The 15,695-nt window shown below is 70.7% G+C and carries 9 protein-coding genes; 3 read left to right on the forward strand and 6 right to left on the reverse strand.

All coding sequences use genetic code 11. From position 1 onward, the window contains the following. Positions 1-46: 46 nt before the first annotated feature. From M0M48_RS13125 to M0M48_RS13135, 3 genes are all read right to left on the reverse strand, one after another. Positions 47-787 (reverse strand): hypothetical protein, encoded by a 741-nt coding sequence (locus M0M48_RS13125; RefSeq protein ID WP_257751488.1) that lies wholly within the window; start codon positions 785-787, stop codon positions 47-49. Then, the gene (locus tag M0M48_RS13130) at positions 784-7,875 is read right to left on the reverse strand and encodes an Ig-like domain-containing protein (RefSeq protein WP_257751489.1); all 7,092 of its coding nucleotides are present in this window, start codon (positions 7,873-7,875) and stop codon (positions 784-786) included. The genes M0M48_RS13125 and M0M48_RS13130 overlap by 4 nt, the downstream gene beginning before the upstream one ends. A gap of 307 nt (positions 7,876-8,182) precedes the next feature. Then, positions 8,183-9,586 carry an aspartate aminotransferase family protein gene (locus M0M48_RS13135; RefSeq protein ID WP_257751490.1) on the reverse strand — a complete coding sequence of 468 codons (1,404 nt, stop codon included), beginning with the start codon at positions 9,584-9,586 and terminating at the stop codon, positions 8,183-8,185. 122 nt (positions 9,587-9,708) lie between these two features. Between M0M48_RS13135 and M0M48_RS13140 the strand changes: the two genes are divergently transcribed. After that, positions 9,709-11,148: a gamma-aminobutyraldehyde dehydrogenase gene (locus M0M48_RS13140; protein ID WP_257751491.1), complete on the forward strand. Its 1,440-nt coding sequence runs from the start codon at positions 9,709-9,711 to the stop codon at positions 11,146-11,148. A gap of 4 nt (positions 11,149-11,152) precedes the next feature. Then, positions 11,153-12,364: a saccharopine dehydrogenase family protein gene (locus M0M48_RS13145; RefSeq protein WP_257751492.1), complete on the forward strand. Its 1,212-nt coding sequence runs from the start codon at positions 11,153-11,155 to the stop codon at positions 12,362-12,364. A gap of 69 nt (positions 12,365-12,433) precedes the next feature. Here M0M48_RS13145 and M0M48_RS13150 read toward each other — a convergent pair whose 3' ends face one another. Together M0M48_RS13150 and M0M48_RS13155 are read right to left on the reverse strand one after the other, a co-directional pair. Next, a complete protein-coding gene (locus tag M0M48_RS13150; protein ID WP_257750317.1) occupies positions 12,434-13,399 on the reverse strand; it encodes an IS481 family transposase in 966 nt (321 codons plus the stop codon). Between the two features lie 266 nt (positions 13,400-13,665). Beyond that, positions 13,666-14,085: a DUF6389 family protein gene (locus M0M48_RS13155; RefSeq protein WP_257751493.1), complete on the reverse strand. Its 420-nt coding sequence runs from the start codon at positions 14,083-14,085 to the stop codon at positions 13,666-13,668. Positions 14,086-14,121: 36 nt separating this feature from the next. Here M0M48_RS13155 and M0M48_RS13160 point away from each other — a divergent pair, with 36 nt between their 5' ends. Next, positions 14,122-14,331 carry a TOBE domain-containing protein gene (locus tag M0M48_RS13160; protein WP_215812973.1) on the forward strand — a complete coding sequence of 70 codons (210 nt, stop codon included), beginning with the start codon at positions 14,122-14,124 and terminating at the stop codon, positions 14,329-14,331. A gap of 6 nt (positions 14,332-14,337) precedes the next feature. On the opposite strand, the gene M0M48_RS13165 is transcribed toward M0M48_RS13160, so the two are convergent. Next, entirely contained in the window at positions 14,338-15,690 is a 1,353-nt protein-coding gene (locus M0M48_RS13165) for an aspartate aminotransferase family protein (protein WP_257751494.1), read from the reverse strand. Between the last annotated feature and the right edge of the window lie 5 nt (positions 15,691-15,695).

Consider the following 15,695-nt stretch of genomic DNA (forward strand, 5'->3'; position numbering starts at 1 on the left):
ACCGGCTGGTCCTGTCGTACGTGCGGGGGCGTCAGGCGCGCTGACGTCAGTGCTCGGAGTTCCGGTCCGGATCGGAGACGAGCGGCTCCGGCCCAGCACCTCCGCCGGCACCACCGGCATCGACCGGAGGAGGCGGCGGGATCCGGGCCTCGGCCCGACGTCGTCCGCCCGGGGCCGTGCTCGACGCCGGGGCTCTCCGGCGCCACCCCCGAAACAGCATCGCCGCGACGGCAGCAGCCAGGATCACGAGTGCCAGCACGATCCAGACCACCGCGCCCGACGTTCCGTCGGCACCCTGGTCGCCGGTCGCTTTGCCGTCGGGCCCGTCCGTACCCGTGGACGGGGCGTCGCGACCGCCGTCGGCGGTGAGCACGCGGAAGGTCGTGGACGCCTGCGGCGTCGTGCCGTCCTCGACCGTCCCGCTGCCCTCGGCGATGAACCAGACCTTGATCCGGTAGTCGCCGACGCGCAGGACGGGACCGTCGACCGAGACCGGCTTGCCGTCGTAGGCGACGCGGGTCTGCCACGCACGCTTGTCCTTGGGCAGCCCCTTGCCCTGGCCGAAGGTGCTCAGCACCGCGATCCGGAGCCGGCCCGCGCCCGCTTCGTCCGAGCGCACCTCGATGGTCGGCCGGCTGCCGACCTGGACGTCGTTCGTCGTGACCGTGAGATCGTCGCCCGCGGCGGCCCGGGCCGCCGGAGCAGTGGCTCCGGCGACCCCGAGCAGTGCGGTGACGAGCAGGACGAACGCAGCGACGGTGGCCCGCGAGAGACGCGCCGTCGTCACGCGCGGTTCCTCCGGCGGCCGACCCAGGTGAACAACACGCCGCCGACCAGAGCCGCCAGGCCGAGCCCGAGGAGGGCCGGCGAGACATCCGAACCGGTCGCGGGCAGGTTGTTGCCCGCCGGCGACTTCCCAGGCTTCCCGGGCTTCCCGGGCTTCCCGGGCTTGGCGGGCTCGTTCGGCCCCGGGTTCCCAGGACCGGTCGCCTCCGGTTCGACCGTCGGCGTGTACGTCGACACGGTGGTCGTGCCGTTCACGTCGGCGACCTGGTAGCGGACCGGCGTCGCCGTCCCCGTGAAGCCGGGCTCCGGGGTGAACACGATCTTGCCGTCCTCGATGGTGTAGGTGCCCTCCCCGGGGATCGTGACCGTCTCCACCGGGTTGCCGTCGGCGTCGAGCAGGGTCAGCGAGTCGGGGTCGAGCGGCACCGCCGGGTCACCGGACTCGTCGTTGGCCAGCGGATCGATGCTCTGCGGCTGCCCCTTCGGGCCCGACGTGGTGTCCGGCTGCGCGGTCGGCTTCACCGGGGTGACACTCGGCGTGTAGGTGGACTCGACGGTGTTCCCGTCGGTGTCCTTGACCTGGTACGTCACCGGCGTGGCCGTCCCCGTGAACTGCGGCTCGGGGGTGAAGACGATCTTGCCGTCCTCCACCTTGTAGGTGCCCTCACCGGGAACCACCACGGTGTCGGTCGGGTTGCCGTCAGCGTCGACCAGCGTCAGCGTGTCCGGGTCGAGCACGACCCCGTCAGCACCATCGTTGGCCAGCGGGTCGACCGACTGGGGCCGACCCTGCGGACCGCTGGTCTCATCGGGCTTCGCCACCGGCGTCACCGTCGGCGTGTACGTCGACTGCGTCGTCGTGCCGTTGACGTCGGCGACCTGGTAGTCGATCGGCGTCGCCGTCCCCGTGAAGCCCGGCTCGGGGGTGAAGACGATCTTGCCGTCCTCCACCTTGTAGGTGCCCTCACCGGGAACCACCACGGTGTCGGTCGGGTTGCCGTTCTCGTCGAGCAGCGTGAGGCTGTCGGGATCGAGCGGGACACTCGGGTCTCCGGACTCGTCGTTGGCCAATGGGTCGACCGACTGCTTCGCCCCCTGCGTCCCCGAGGTCTCGTCCGGGTTGGCCGCCGGGGTCACCGGGGTGACCGTGGGCGTGTAGGTCGACTGCGCGGTCGTCCCGTTGACGTCGGCCACCTGGTAGTCGACCGGCGTCGCCGTCCCCGTGAAGCCGGGCTCGGGGGTGAAGACGATCTTGCCGTCCTCGACCGTGTAGACGCCCTCACCCGGCACCGTCACGGCGTCGGTCGGGTTGCCGTCGGCGTCGAGCAGTGTCAACGAGTCCGGGTCCAGCGGCGCGGAGTCGTCACCGGACTCGTCGTTGGCCAACGGGTCGATGCTCTGCGGCTGACCCTGCGGACCCGACGTCTCGTCCGGGTTCGCCACCGGCGTCACCGGCGTGACGGTCGGCGTGTACGTCGACTCGGCCGGGGTGCCATTGACGTCGCTGACGCGGTAGTCGACCGGCGTCGCCGTCCCCGTGAAGCCCGGCTCGGGGGTGAAGACGATCTTGCCGTCCTCCACCGTGTAGACGCCCTCACCCGGCACCGTCACCGACTCGACCGGGTCACCGTTCTCGTCGAGCAGCGTGAGGCTGTCGGGATCGAGCGGGACACTCGGGTCTCCGGACTCGTCGTTGGCCAATGGGTCGATCGACTGCGGCTGACCCTGCAGGCCACTGGTCTCGTCCGGGTTGGCCGTCGGCGTCACCGGGGTGACGGTCGGCGTGTAGGTCGACTGCGCAGTGGTCCCGTTGACGTCGGCCACCTGGTAGTCCACCGGCGTCGCCGTCCCCGTGAAGCCCGGCTCTGGGGTGAAGACCAGCTTGCCGTCCTCCACCGTGTAGACGCCCTCACCCGGCACCGTCACGGCGTCGGTCGGGTTGCCGTCGGCGTCGAGCAGCGTGAGCGAGTCCGGGTCGAGCGGAACCGCGTCATCACCGGGCTCATCGTTCGCGAGGGGATCGATCGACTGCGGCACACCCTGCGGACCCGACGTCTCGTCCGGGTTCGCCACCGGGGTCGCCGGGGTGACGGTCGGGGTGTAGGTCGACTCGACGGTGTTCCCGTCGGTGTCCGTGACCTGGTACTTCACCGGGGTCGCCGTGCCGACGAAGTCCGGCTCCGGGGTGAAGACGATCTTGCCGTCCTCCACCTTGTAGGTGCCCTCTCCCGGGACCTCCACGGTGTCGGTCGGGTCACCGTTCTCGTCGACCAGCGTCAGCGTGTCGGGGTCGAGCTCGACCCCGTCCGCGCCGTCGTTGGCCAGCGGGTCCACGCTTTGCGGCACGCCCTGCGGGCCCGAGGTCTCGTCGGGCTGCGCCACGGGCGTCACCGTCGGCGTGTACGTCGAGTCCGTCGTCGTGCCGTTGACGTCGGCGACCTGGTAGTCCACCGGCGTCGCCGTCCCCGTGAAGCCCGGCTCCGGGGTGAAGACGATCTTGCCGTCCTCGACCGTGTAGACGCCCTCACCCGGCACCGCCACCGTGTCGGTCGGGTTGCCGTCCGCGTCCAGGAGCGTCAGCGAGTCCGGGTCGAGCGGGACGTCGGGGTCACCGGCCTCGTCGTTGGCCAGCGGGTCGACCGACTGCTTCGCGCCCTGCGGACCAGACGTCTCATCCGGGCTCGCCGTCGGCGTCACCGGCGTGACGGTCGGCGTGTACGTCGACTCGGCCGGGGTGCCATTGACGTCGCTGACGCGGTAGTCGACCGGCGTCGCCGTCCCCGTGAAGCCCGGCTCCGGGGTGAAGACGATCTTGCCGTCCTCGACCGTGTAGACGCCCTCACCCGGCACCGTCACCGACTCCGTCGGGTTGCCGTCCGCGTCGAGCAGCGTCAGCGAGTCCGGGTCCAGCGGAACCGCGTCATCACCGGGCTCATCGTTGGCCAGCGGGTCGACCGACTGCGGCTGACCCTGCAGACCACTGGTCTCGTCCGGATTGGCCGTCGGCGTCACCGGGGTGACGGTCGGCGTGTAGGTCGACTGCGCGGTCGTCCCGTTGGCGTCGGCGACCTGGTAGTCGACCGGCGTGGCCGTCCCGGTGAAGCCCGGCTCGGGGGTGAAGACGATCTTGCCGTCCTCGACCGTGTAGACGCCCTCACCCGGCACCGTCACCGTGTCGGTCGGGTTGCCGTCCGCGTCGAGCAGTGTCAACGAGTCCGGGTCCAGCGGCGCAGAGTCGTCACCGGACTCGTCGTTGGCCAACGGGTCGATGCTCTGCGGCTGACCCTGCGGACCCGACGTCTCGTCCGGGTTCGCCACCGGCGTCACCGGCGTGACGGTCGGCGTGTACGTCGACTCGGCCGGGGTGCCATTGACGTCGCTGACGCGGTAGTCGACCGGCGTCGCCGTCCCCGTGAAGCCCGGCTCCGGGGTGAAGACGATCTTGCCGTCCTCGACCGTGTAGACGCCCTCACCGGGCACGGTCACCGACTCGGTCGGGTTGCCGTCGGCGTCGAGCAGTGTCAACGAGTCCGGGTCCAGCGGCGCGGAGTCGTCACCGGGCTCATCGTTCGCGAGGGGATCGATCGACTGCGGCTGACCCTGCGGACCTGACGTCTCGTCCGGGTTCGCCACCGGCGTCACCGGCGTGAGGGTGGGCGTGTAGGTCGACTCGACGGTGTTCCCGTCGGTGTCCTTGACCTGGTACGTCACCGGGGTCGCCGTGCCGACGAAGTCCGGCTCGGGGGTGAAGACGATCTTGCCGTCCTCGACCGTGTAGGTGCCCTCACCGGGCACGGTCACCGACTCCGTCGGGTTGCCGTTCTCGTCGACCAGCGTCAGCGTGCTCGGGTCGAGCTCGACACCCTCGGCACCATCGTTCTCCAGCGGGTCGACCGACTGCGGCTGCCCCTGCGGCCCCGACGTCACATCGGGGTTCGCCACGGTACCCACCGTCGGGGTGTACGTGGACCGCGCCGGCGTGCCGTTCACGTCCGACACCTGGTAGTCGACGGGCGTCGCCGTCCCGGTGAAGCCCGGCTCCGGGGTGAAGACGATCTTGCCGTCCTCGACCGTGTAGGTGCCCTCACCCGGCACGGTCACGGCGTCGGTCGGGTTGCCGTCCGCGTCCAGGAGCGTCAGCGAGTCCGGGTCGAGCGGGACGTCGGGGTCACCGGCCTCGTCGTTGGCCAACGGGTCGACCGACTGCTTCGCGCCCTGGGGGCCCGAGGACACGTCCGGGCTCGCCGTCGGCTCGACCGGATGGACGGTCGGCGTATAGGTCGACTCGGCCGGGGTGCCATTGACGTCGCTGACGCGGTAGTCGACCGGCGTCGCCGTCCCCGTGAAGCCCGGCTCGGGGGTGAAGACGATCTTGCCGTCCTCCACCGTGTAGGTGCCCTCACCCGGCACCGTCACGGCGTCGGTCGGGTTGCCGTCCGCGTCGAGCAGGGTCAGCGAGTCCGGGTCGAGCGGGACGTCGGGGTCGCCAGCCTCGTCGTTGGCGAACGGATCAATGCTCTGGGGCACGCCTTGCGGGCCCGAGGTCTGATCCGGGTTCGCGGTCGGCGTGACCGGTGTCAGGGTGGGCGTGTAGGTCGACTCGACGGTGTTCCCGTCGGTGTCCTTGACCTGGTACGTCACCGGCGTGGCCGTCCCCGTGAACTGCGGCTCGGGGGTGAAGACGATCTTGCCGTCCTCCACCGTGTAGGTGCCCTCGCCGGGAACCACCACGGTGTCGGTCGGGTTGCCGTCAGCGTCGACCAGCGTCAGCGTGCTCGGGTCGAGCTCGACGCCCTCGGCACCGTCGTTGGCCAGCGGGTCCACGCTCTGCGCGACACCTTGCGGGCCCGAGGTCTCGTCGGGCTGGGCGACCGGCGTCACGGTCGGCGTGTAGGTCGACTGCGCCGGAGTGCCGTTCTTGTCCTTGACCTGGTAGTCGACGGGATCGGCCGTACCCACGAAACCGGGCTCAGGCGTGAAGACCAGCTTGCCGTCCTCGACCGTATAGGTGCCCTGGCCGGGAATCGTCACCGTGTCGGTCGGGTTGCCGTCGGCGTCGAGCAGCGTCAACGTCGACGGGTCGAGCGGAACCGCATCGTCGCCGGCCTCGTCGTTGGCGAGCGGGTCGATCGACTGCGGCTGACCCTGCGGGCCCGAGGTCTCGTCCGGGTTCGCCGTGGGCGCCACCGGCTCGACCGTCGGCGTGTACGTCGACGTGGCGGTCGCGCCGTTGACGTCGGCGACCTGGTAGTCCACCGGCGTCGCCGTCCCCGTGAACTGCGGCTCCGGGGTGAAGACGATCTTGCCGTCCTCGACCGTGTAGACGCCCTCACCCGGCACCGTCACCGAGTCGACCGGGTTGCCGTCAGCGTCGAGCAGCGTCAGCGTCGACGGGTCGAGCGGCGCCGAGTCGTCCCCCGGCTCGTCGTTGGCCAGCGGGTCGATCGACTGCTTCTGACCCTGGGGTCCCGACGTCTCGTCCGGCTGGGCGGTAGGCGCCGGCAGCAGGACGCCGGCATCGATGTTGGCCGCGTCGGGGTTGTCACCGGTCAACGTGATGGTGCCGGTCTCGCCGGTGGCCGGGTCGGCGTCCGAGTCAGTGGCGTCGTCGCCGCCGGCGTTCTGCGGCGAGAAGGCGCGACCGTCGGGCGCGGTGAAGCGGACCTTGTAGGAGCCGACCGGGAGGTCGTCGAACTGGTAGTTGCCGTCGGCATCGGTGGTCGTCGTACCGACGACGTTTCCGTTGGCGTCCAGCAGCTCGACGGTGACTCCCTCGAGGGGCTCCTCTCCACCGTCCTGGATGCCGTCGCGGTTGGTGTCGGACCACACCCGGCCCGCGATCGAACCCTTCGGGTCCTCGATCGCGACCTGGTAGTCCTCGACCTCGCCCGAGTCAGAGGGGCCGGTGGGCGACTGGACCTGGGCGTCGGTGTAGCCCGCGCGCAGCCGCAGGTAGGTCGTCCCGGAGGTCAGGTTGGCCGGTGCGTTCCAGGTGAGGTCGACCGAGCTGCCACCCGACGGAGCTGGGGCGCAGGCCCGCTCCGCCGCGTCGAAGGAGCCGTTCTTGTTGAAGTCGATCCAGCCGCAGACCTGGCCGTCCTTGCTGGCGCCCGAGTAGGGCACGCTCAGCGCGTAGGGACGACTGGCCACGCCCGCAGCGAGCGGCGGGACCTCGCTCAGCGCGTCGTCGGAGTCACCGCCGGCACCGGCGCCCGCATTGGGGCTGGAGGTGCCGTTGGCGACCGCCGCGTTGTCCTCGGTGACGTCGCTGCCGAGCACGAAGTCGGTCAGCACGTGGCGCGCAGCGTCGTTGCCGTCGTAGGAGGCCGGAGCGTCGCCGAAGTCCTCGCCCAGGGTCGAGGTGAAGTTGTAGGTGTCTCCTGCGGTGTCGATCACGAAGGCGCGGCCCGCCCGGAGCTCGACGAAGAGGTCGACGTTGAAGCTCAACGAGGTCACGGTGCCCTCGACCTGCACCGAGCCGCAGCCCGCCTTGGCAGGCGTCGTGCTGTTGTCCGCATTGCGCGTGGTGTTGCAGTACTGACCTGCGCTCCGGTTGGTCGGCCGGATCAGTCCGCCCTGGACCGTCAGGTTCTCGCCGCTGCGCTTGGCGATCGACACACCTGGCGTCGTCAGCGTGAACTGCGCCGAGAGCAGGGCCGAGCTGCCGTTCGGCTGGTTGTTGAAGCCGCCGAGACCGGCGAGGTGGAGCACCGGGTTGCGCACCGGGTGCTCGTAGTTGATCGTCACCGTGCCCCGGTCACGACACAGGGTGCCGGGACTGGTCGCCTGGCAACCGACGCCGAGGGTGGTCACCAGCACGGCCGGGGTCGCCGGCTGGATGGTCGGCGTGTAGTCCGATGCCTGGTAGGTGCGGTCGGACATGTTGCTGTTCCGCCCGCCGGTCGTCTGCCCGCCGCCGACGATCCCGATCTCGAGACCGGCCGGGGTGGTGGTCCTTCCGTCGACGAAGTCGGACGTCGGCAGCTGGTAGGCCGACGCCGGTCCAGCGGCGACCAACGCGAGCCCGGACAACAGCAGGAGAAACGCGGCGAGCAGCGACGGATAGCGCCGCGACAGCGGTTGTGACATCGAGCAATCCCCTCAGGAGCACAGTGCGAGCCCGCGACCGGACGTCGGTCGCACGTGCGACCGGAGCGCCATGGCGCGCGGATCGCACAAGGGTCTGGCGGACCCTGGCTCCTGGAAGTTAGATCGCGCGCCCGACCGCCCGCACTCCCAGACAGGAGTGAGTTCGCAAAACGTCGACTACCGGGCTCCCAGCACCGTCGGGCGTGACCACAGGCACATCCCAGCACGCCGAAACGGCGGCCCGGATCTCGATGATCCGGGCCGCCGTTCGGTGGTGGCGGCGGGCGCCGCTGCAGGTCGCCCGGTGCTACAGCAGGTTCGCCGCCTCGGTGAGGACCGCACGGAGCTTCTGCTCGATCTCGTCGAAGTGCTCCTGGCCGCAGATCAGCGGCGGGGAGAGCTGGATGACCGGGTCGCCGCGGTCGTCGGCCCGGCAGTAGAGACCGGCGTCGTAGAGCGCCTTGGACAGGAAGCCGCGCAGCAGGCGCTCGGACTCGGCCTCGTCGAAGGTCTCCTTGGTCGCCTTGTCCTTGACCAGCTCGATGCCGTAGAAGAAGCCGTCGCCGCGCACGTCGCCGACGATGGGCAGGTCGAGGAGCTTCTCCAGGGTGCCGCGGAAGGCACCCTCGCGCTCGCGCACGCCCTCGTTGATCTTCTCGTCCTCGAAGATCTCGAAGTTCTTGAGCGCCACCGCGGTCGAGACCGGGTGCCCGCCGAAGGTGTAGCCGTGCAGGAACGTCTCGGTGCCGTGGGCGAAGGGCTCGTAGAGCCGGTCGCTGACGACCATCGCGCCCAGCGGGGCGTAGCCGGAGGTGATGCCCTTGGCCGAGGTGATGATGTCGGGCTGGTAGCCGTAGCGCGTGGCGCCGAACATCTCGCCGAGCCGGCCGTAGGCGCAGATGACCTCGTCGGAGACCAGCAGGACGTCGTACTGGTCGCAGATCTCGCGCACCCGCTGGAAGTAGCCCGGCGGCGGCGGGAAGCAGCCGCCGGCGTTCTGGACGGGCTCGAGGAAGACGGCGGCGACGGTGTCGGCACCCTCGTTCTCGATGGCGATCGCGATCTGGTCGGCGGCCCAGCGGCCGAAGGCCTCCAAAGACGCAGCGTCGGAGGCGTCGTGGAAGCCGCTGGTGATCTCGGAGGCCCGATAAGCATTCGTGTTGGGCACCCGGAAGGTCGAGGGCACGAGCGGCTCGAACGGCGCCTTGAGGCCGGGCAGGCCGGTGATGGAGAGCGCGCCCTGGGTGGTGCCGTGATAGGCGATGGCGCGGCTGATCACCTTGTGCTTGCCGGGCTTGCCGACGAGCTTGAAGTAGTTCTTGGCGAGCTTCCAGGCCGACTCGACGGCCTCGCCGCCACCGGTGGTGAAGAAGACCCGGTTGAGGTCGCCGGGCGCGTAGCCCGCAATCTTCTCGGCGAGCTCGATGGCGCTGGGGTGGGCGTAGGACCACAGCGGGAAGAACGCCAGCTCGGAGGCCTGCTTCGCGGCGGCCTCGGCGAGCTCGGTACGGCCGTGGCCCAGCTGGCTGACGAACAGCCCGCCGAGCGCGTCGAGGTACTTGCGGCCCTGGGCGTCCCACACGTAGGCACCGTCACCGCGGACGATGATGGGCACCTCGGCCGTGTCGTACGACGACATGCGGGTGAAGTGCATCCACAGGTGGTCGCGAGCGGACTGCTGGAGGGCGCTGTGCGCGGATTCGGCTGACACCCCACCATCTTGACGGCCGAACGCCGAAACGGCAAGTGAATCAGTAGCATCTCAGAGAGACTGCAACGGATTTCGTTGCGAATAGCCTTCCGCGCAACGGTCTCGCTGACTACCCTCGCGGGATGACCACCCTGCGCAACTTCATCGACGGCTCGTCCGTCGACGCCGCCTCGGGCGCCACGTACGACATCGTCGACCCTGCCACCGGGCAGGCCTACGCCACCGCCCCGGCCAGCGGCCCCGAGGACGTCGACCGCGCCATGCGGGCCGCCGCCACCGCCTTCGAGACCTGGGGCGAGACCACCCCCAAGGAGCGCCAGGAGGCACTGCTGCGCATCGCCCAGGGTCTCGAGGACCGGGCCGAGGAGTTCGTCGAGGCCGAGTGCCGCAACACCGGCAAGCCCGTGGGCCTGACCCGCGACGAGGAGCTGCCGCCCAGCGTGGACGAGCTGCGCTTCTTCGCCGGCGCCGCGCGGGTGCTGGAGGGCCGCAGCGCGGGCGAGTACCTCAAGGACCACACCTCGTGGATCCGCCGCGAGCCGATCGGCGTCGTGGGCCAGGTGACGCCGTGGAACTACCCCCTGATGATGGCGATCTGGAAGATCGCCCCCGCCCTGGCCGCCGGCAACACCATCGTCCTCAAGCCCAGCGACACCACGCCCGCCAGCACCGTGCTCCTCGCCGAGCTCGCCGCCGAGCACCTGCCGCCCGGCGTCCTCAACGTCGTGTGCGGCGACCGCACCACGGGCCGCGCCCTGGTCGAGCACCCCACGCCCCAGCTGGTCGCGATCACCGGCTCCGTCCGGGCCGGCAGCGAGGTCGCCGCGGCCGCGGCCCCCGGGCTCAAGCGGGTCCACCTCGAGCTCGGCGGCAAGGCGCCGGTCGTCGTCTTCGAGGACGCCGACCTCGCCGCCGCGGCCGAGGCGATCGCGGGCGCCGGCTACTTCAACGCCGGCCAGGACTGCACCGCGGCGACCCGCGTGCTCGTCGCCGACGCCGTCCACGACGACTTCGTCGCCGCGCTGGCCGAGCAGGCCCGGGCCACCCGGACCGGCCTGCCCGACGACCCCGGCATCGCCTTCGGCGCCCTCAACAACCCCGACCAGCTCGCCCGGGTGGCCGGCATGGTCGAGCGGCTGCCCGACCACGCCACGATCGAGGCGGGCGGCGCGCGGCCCGTCGTACCGGGAGGCGAGGGGGGCTACTTCTACGACGCCACCGTGGTCTCCGGCCTGCGCCAGACCGACGAGATGGTCCAGGACGAGGTCTTCGGCCCGGTGATCACCGTGCAGCGCTTTGCCGACGAGGCCGAGGCGCTGCGCAACGCGAACGACGTCCGCTACGGCCTGTCCTCCAGCGTCTGGACCAAGGACCACGGCCGGGCGCTGCGGATGTCCAAGCGCCTCGACTTCGGGGTGGTGTGGATCAACACCCACATCCCGTTCGTCTCCGAGATGCCGCACGGCGGCTTCAAGCACTCCGGCTACGGCAAGGACCTGTCGATGTACGGCCTGGAGGACTACACCCGCATCAAGCACGTCATGTCCTACTCCGGGGAGTGAGCAGATGAGGATCCTCCTGGTCGGCGCCGGCGGCGTGGGCGGCGCCTTCGCTGCGATCGCCGCACGCCGCGACTTCTTCGAGGCGATCGTCGTCGCCGACTACGACCTGGCGCGCGCCGAGAAGGCCGCCGCCGTCGACGCTCGCTACCGCGCCGCCCAGGTCGACGCGTCCTCGGCGGCATCGGTGACCGCGCTGTGCCGCGAGCACCGGATCACGCACGTGATGAACGCCGTGGACCCGGTCTTCGACATGCCCGTCTTCGAGGGCGCGTTCGCCGCGGGCGCGGACTACCTCGACATGGCGATGTCGCTGTCGAAGCCGCACCCGGCGACGCCGTACGAGACGACGGGGGTCAAGCTCGGCGACGAGCAGTTCGCCGTCGCCGGCGAGTGGGAGGCCGCGGGCCGGCTCGCCCTGGTCGGCATGGGCGTGGAGCCCGGGCTCTCCGACGTGTTCGCACGCTATGCCGCCGACCACCTGTTCTCCGAGATCGACGAGCTCGGCACCCGCGACGGCGCCAACCTCGTGGTCACCGACGACGACGGCAACGAGATCTTCGCGCCGTCGTTCTCGATGTGGACCACGATCGAGGAGTGCCTCAACCCGCCGGTGATCTGGGAGAAGGAGCGCGGCTGGTTCACCACTCCCCCCTTCAGCGAGCCCGAGGTCTTCGACTTCCCCGAGGGCATCGGCCCGGTCGAGTGCGTCAACGTCGAGCACGAGGAGGTGCTCCTCATGCCGCGCTGGGTCGACTGCAAGCGGGCGACCTTCAAGTACGGGCTCGGCTCGGAGTTCATCACCATCCTCCAGGTGCTGCACACCCTCGGCCTCGACCGCACCGACAAGGTGCGGGTCAAGGGCGTCGAGGTGTCCCCGCGCGACGTGGTCGCCGCGGTGCTGCCGGACCCGGCGAGCGTCGGGCCGCGGATGACCGGCAAGACCTGCGCCGGGCTGTGGGTGACCGGCACCGGCAAGGACGGCGCGCCGCGCTCGACGTACCTCTATCACGTGGTGGACAACGCCTGGTCGATGGCGGAGTACGGCCACCAGTGCGTCGTGTGGCAGACCGCGGTCAACCCCGTCGTCGCGCTCGAGCTGCTCGCGACCGGCGTCTGGAAGGGCGCCGGCGTGCTCGGGCCCGAGGCCTTCGACGCGGTGCCCTTCCTCGACCTGCTCACCGCCTACGGATCGCCCTGGGGGCAAAGGGAGCAGTGACGGCGGACCACGGACAGCCCGGCGCTGTGGGGGCGCCGGGCGCGTCCACGCCCTAGGTGTACCCGGCCATCAGGTTGGTAGCAGCCGGCTGATCGGCGGCTTACCTCCGAGTGCGCTGTGGCGGCGTTCAGTGTTGTAGTGCTCGAGCCAGGGCGCAAGGGCGGCTACTCGCTCGTCGTTGCTGGCGAAGGCGCGACGGTAGGCCCACTCGGTGGTCAGGGTCCGGTTGAGGCGCTCCACCTTCCCGTTCTGCCAGGGACAGTGCGGCTTGATGAACCTCTGCTTGATGTCGTGCTCGGCGCATACGGCACGTAGCGACCATCGGTAGGCCCAGGCGTTGTCTGTCATCAGACGCTCGATCCGGGTGATGCCATGGGCTGCGAAGTAGTCGATCGCGCGCTCGAGGAACGCGGCGCAGGTCGGGCCCTTCTCGTCAGGCAGCACCTCGCTGTAGGCCAGGCGGGAGTGGTCGTCGACGAGTGAGTGAACGAAGTCGAACCCGACCTTGGTGTTGCGATCGCGCATGATCGACCCGGCTCCGCGGCCGTGAGCCTTCCAGCCGCCGCCGGCGGGGATCTTGCCGAGCTTCTTGACATCCATGTGGACCAGCTCGCCAGGCCGCTCTCGCTCGTAGCGGGTCGCGGTCTGCTTCGAGGATCGGATCACCTCGCCGGTGATCGGATCCAGCTCGCGAAGGTAGGGCACGTGGTGGCGGCGCAGGATCCGCGACACTGTGCGGGCAGGAACGCCGACCTTCGCTCCGAGGACATCGGGTCCGTCGCGATGCTCGGCACGCGCGGTGAGAACCTTCTGCTCGACCTCGTTGCTGGTCTTGGTGGGCATCGAGTGGGGGCGTGAGGAGCGGGTGGCCAGGCCGTCTTCGCCTTCGGCGGTGTAGCGGTCGATCCAGGTCTTCACGCACTTGCGGGACACGCCCATCGCCGCAGCGATGTGGGCTTGTTTCCAGCCTGCTTGGTGGCGTTGGACGATCAGGCGCCGACCGTGAACGGTCAGCCGGGCACTACCGTGGGACACGAGAACCTCCGGGTTGGAGTGGGCCTTAGACAAGCCACATCCCATTCGGAGGTTCTCGTTCGTTCAACCAGGCTCGCCGCTACCAACGTCCTGGCCGGGTACACCTAGGGCGTGTCTCCCAAGTCCGCGCCGTCGCGAGCGGTGTTTGCGGCCGATCTGGCAAGGCGGAGGGCCGAAGGCGGGCCGGAGGCCCGTCGAGTGCCCGACAACGCCGCCAGATCGAGTCGCAAACACCGCGCAGCAGGTGCGGACTTGGGAGACACGCCCTAGTCCCCGCTGTGCACGACCTCGAGCGGCACCGTTGAACCCACGCTGACCCAGATCTCCTCGATCCAGGCGGTGACCACCTCGACGATCGCCTCCGCCGGGTCGAACCCCGTCCCGCCGCCGTCGGGCTCCGGCACCGCGGGCTCGAGACCGTCCTCGGTGTGCACGACGCCGAACAGGTGGCGCACGTCGTCGATCGGCTTGTTGAGCACGAAAAGGTCGGGCCCCTCGAACCGCGCCCAGACGTCGAACGTGCCCTCGCCGTCCTGGTCGGGGAAGACGTCGACGACGATCCCCTGCACCCGGGCGGCGTCCGGGCCGGCGGCCACCTCGGCCACCCGGCGCAGCCGGGCGGTGACGTCGGCCGCGCGGGTATCGAGGATCCGGCGGAGGGCGGGGAGGTAGGCGTCGCGGTCCACGGCGCCACCCTAGGGAAGCGGTGGCAGACTCCCCCCATGAGGCTCAGCGCACGCAACCAGATCCGCGGCACCGTCACGCACGTCGAGGTCGGCGCCGTCACCACCACCGTCAAGGTCCAGCTCGGCGGGGGCGACACGGTCACCTCGTCGATCACCCGCGAGGCGGCCGAGGAGCTCGGCATCGCGGTCGGCTCCGAGGTCACCATCGTGGTCAAGGCGAGCGACGTCCTGCTCGCCGTCGACTGAGCGGGGCTACGCCCCCGTGCAGTAGCGGTCGGCCACGTCGAGCGCCCGGTCCAGGATCGCGATCCCGGCCCGCGCCTCGTCGTCGCTGATCGTGCACGGCGGGACGACGTGGGTGCGGTTGAAGTGGACGAACGGCCACAGGCCTTCGGCCTTGCACGCCGCGGCGAGCTCGGCCATCGGGGCGGCCGCCGGACCGGAGGCGTTGAACGGCACGAGCGGCTCGCGCGTCGTACGGTCGCGGACGAGCTCGAGCGCCCAGAAGGCGCCGAGGCCGCGCACCTCACCCACGCTCGGGTGCCGCTCGGCCAGGGCCCGCAGCTCGGGGCCGAGCACCTCGTCGCCGAGGCGCCGGGCGTTCTCGACGACCTTCTCCTCGCGCATCACGTTGATGCTGGCCACCGCCGACGCGCAGGCCAGCGGGTGACCGGAGTAGGTGAGGCCGCCGGGGAACGGGCGGTCGGCGAAGGTCGCCGCGATCTCCGCGGAGATGACGACGCCGCCGAGCGGCACGTAGCCGGAGTTGACGCCCTTGGCGAAGGTGATCAGGTCGGGCGTGACACCCCAGCGGTCGACGGCGAACCACTCGCCGCAGCGGGCGAACCCGGCCATCACCTCGTCGGCGACCAGCACGATGCCGTACTCGTCGCACAGGGCGCGGACGCCGGCCAGGTAGCCCTCGGGCGGGACCAGGATGCCGTTGGTGCCGACGACGGTCTCGAGGATGATCGCCGCGATCGTCTGGGGCCCCTCGACCGCGACCAGGTCGCGCAGGTGGCTCAGCGCGCGCTCGCACTCCTCGGCCTCGGTGGTGGCGTGGAACGCCGAGCGGTAGAGGTAGGGACCCCAGTAGCGCACGACGCCGGACATGCCCGGCTCGGAGGCCCAGCGGCGCGGGTCGCCGGTCAGCGCGATGGCGCCCGCGGTGGCGCCGTGGTAGCTGCGGTAGGCGGCCAGCACCTTGTGCCGACCGGTGTGCAGGCGCGCCATCCGGATGGCGTTCTCGTTGGCCTCGGCGCCGCCGTTGGTGAAGAACACCTTGTCGAGGTCGCCCGGGGCGACCTCGGCGATGAGCCGGGCGGCCTCGGCGCGCACGTCGTTGGCGAAGCCCGGCGCGAGCGTGCTCAGCCGGCCCGCCTGCTCCTGGATCGCGGCGACGATCGCCGGGTGCTGGTGGCCGATGTTGACGTTGACCAGCTGCGAGGAGAAGTCGAGGTAGCGCGTGCCGTCGGCGTCCCAGAAGTACGAGCCCTCGGCGCCGGCGATCGGCAGTGGGCTGATCTGGGCCTGGGCCGACCAGGAGTGGAAGACGTGGTCCTTGTCGAGGCGCCGGATGGTGGCGGCGTCGTAGTCGAGCTCCATGGTCG

Source organism: Pimelobacter simplex (assembly GCF_024662235.1).
Classification (GTDB): Bacteria; Actinomycetota; Actinomycetes; order Propionibacteriales; family Nocardioidaceae; genus Nocardioides.

Excerpts from the sequence above, each read along its gene's own strand:
- M0M48_RS13130 (WP_257751489.1), bottom strand. The coding sequence starts at position 7,875 with ATGTCACAACCGCTGTCGCGGCGCTATCCGTCGCTGCTCGCCGCGTTT.
- M0M48_RS13140 (WP_257751491.1), top strand. The coding sequence starts at position 9,709 with ATGACCACCCTGCGCAACTTCATCGACGGCTCGTCCGTCGACGCCGCC.
- M0M48_RS13145 (WP_257751492.1), top strand. The coding sequence starts at position 11,153 with ATGAGGATCCTCCTGGTCGGCGCCGGCGGCGTGGGCGGCGCCTTCGCT.
- M0M48_RS13160 (WP_215812973.1), top strand. The coding sequence starts at position 14,122 with ATGAGGCTCAGCGCACGCAACCAGATCCGCGGCACCGTCACGCACGTC.
- M0M48_RS13165 (WP_257751494.1), bottom strand. The coding sequence starts at position 15,690 with ATGGAGCTCGACTACGACGCCGCCACCATCCGGCGCCTCGACAAGGAC.